Source organism: Bradyrhizobium sp. (assembly GCF_016462955.1).
GTDB lineage: Bacteria > Pseudomonadota > Alphaproteobacteria > Rhizobiales > Xanthobacteraceae > Bradyrhizobium.
The window spans coordinates 1,469-3,282 of sequence record NZ_JAEMSD010000644.1; the positions used below are offsets into that span (position 1 = coordinate 1,469).

The window sequence follows — 1,814 nt, forward strand, 5'->3', positions numbered from 1 at the left end:
TCGCCGACGCGGTGGCCTCCGAATGGGTCGCGCAAGCCGAGACGATTGATCCCGTCACCATGCCGCTGACCCGGATCGCCAACAGCGTGGTCGAGGGCGTGATCGACCGGGTCGAGCTTGTCAGCGACGATCTGGCGAAGTACTTCGAGACCGACCTGCTATTTTATCGCGCCGGCCACCCCGAAGGGCTGGTTGCCCGCGAGGCGGCGCATTGGGATCCCGTGCTGTTTTGGGCGGCGCAGACGCTGGGGGCGCATTTCATCCTGTCCGAGGGCGTCATGCATGTGAAGCAGCCGGACGAGGCGGTCCGGGCCGCGCGCGCAGCACTGCCGGGGGATGCCTGGTCGGTCGCGGCGCTCCACATGGTCACAACCCTGACCGGCTCGGCGCTGCTCGCGCTGGCGCTGGCGCAGGGCGCGCGGGACGCCGACCAGGTCTGGGCCGCGGCCCATGTCGATGAGGACTGGAACATCGATCAATGGGGCGTGGACGAGGAGGCCGCCGCCCGTCGCGCCACACGCCAGAAGGATTTCCAGGCCGCCGTGACGGTTCTGGCGGCGATGAGGCCGTCGGCCGTCGAAGGTCCTTAACGAGAGGTTTACGACGCAGCGGTAGGGTGGCCGGCGCTCCCTGAGGCTCCCCGAGATGCCGACGCCGGTCACCTCCATCGCCCCCGTCAGCGCCGCCAGCCCCTTGGCTGATGCGGCGACGCCGGATCTTGTGCTGCAAGCGGGCCGGGTCGTCGATGCCAGGGTGGTCAGCGTGATGGCCGACAATCTGGTACGGATCGCGATCGCCAACCTCTCGATGGATGTGATGTCGGAGGTGGCGCTCACCCCCGGCCAGAATCTCCAGCTCGCCGTGTCCAAGAACGACGGCACGATCCGGCTCGCGGTGATGAACGGAGCGAGCGAGGCGCTTCCCGATCAGGTCACCTTGACGGCTCGCGCCGCCTCGCTGGTGGAGAGCCCGCCGCTTGCGCCCTCCGCAAGCGCGGCGCGCAACGCCCTGACCCCGGCAGAACACGTTGCCGTCAGCGCAGCCTCTGCCGAGACCGCGACCAGGCAGGGCAGCCAGGCCCCGCTATTTGCCAATCTCGCCGCGGTGGTCAGCGGCAGCGATCTGCCGGCGGGCTTGAAGCAGGCCGTGCTCGACGTGCTGGCGCAGCAGACGCCGCTCCATGCCGGGCTCGACGGCGGCGATATCGAGACTGCCTTTCAGAAATCCGGCCTGTTCCTCGAGGCCTCGCTGGCGGCGGGCGCGGCGCCGTCGTCCGGGGCGACGCCCGATCTCAAGGCCGCGCTGCTGGTCCTGCGCCAGACCTTGGCCACGCTCGGCACTGCCGCGCTCCCGGCTGGCACGACGGCAACAGCCGCACCGGCTCAGGCCACAAGTAGCACCGTGCCGGCCGGCGTTCGGTTAGCCGAGGCCGAGATCGCCCAACCCCAGGAAATGCCGCGCAACGCCGCACGCGCGGCTGCAGTCCTGGCCGATGCCGCCGCCGTTTCGCAGGCCGCATCGCCGCGGACCATGACCGCAGGCCTTGCCGCCAGCCTGTTGCAGGAGATGACGCAAAACCTGCCGCGCATGCTCGGCAATTTGCCCGGCTCCAACAAGGCCGTGCCCGACGGCCACGTCTCGGAGGCGGCCAGCCAGGCGACCACGCCACCGCCGTTCCGTGGCGCATTGCCGGCGTCGCAGGCCATCGCCGCGCCATCGCTCGCACCGAACACGCCACTTGCGGCCACGGTTCACCGCCTGCTCGATGACACCGATGCCGCGATCGCGCGGCAGACGCTGTTGCAGATCGCCTC

2 protein-coding genes are annotated in these 1,814 nt (G+C 70.1%); both read left to right on the forward strand.

The window, feature by feature from the left end:
- Nucleotides 1–590: ATP12 family protein (locus JHD07_RS36130; RefSeq protein WP_291630875.1), on the forward strand; the 590-nt coding region annotated here is incomplete at its 5' end.
- 55 nt (nt 591–645) lie between these two features.
- Nucleotides 646–1,814, forward strand: a 1,169-nt coding sequence (locus JHD07_RS36135; RefSeq protein ID WP_291630877.1) for a flagellar hook-length control protein FliK, incomplete at its 3' end; no start/stop codon positions are given.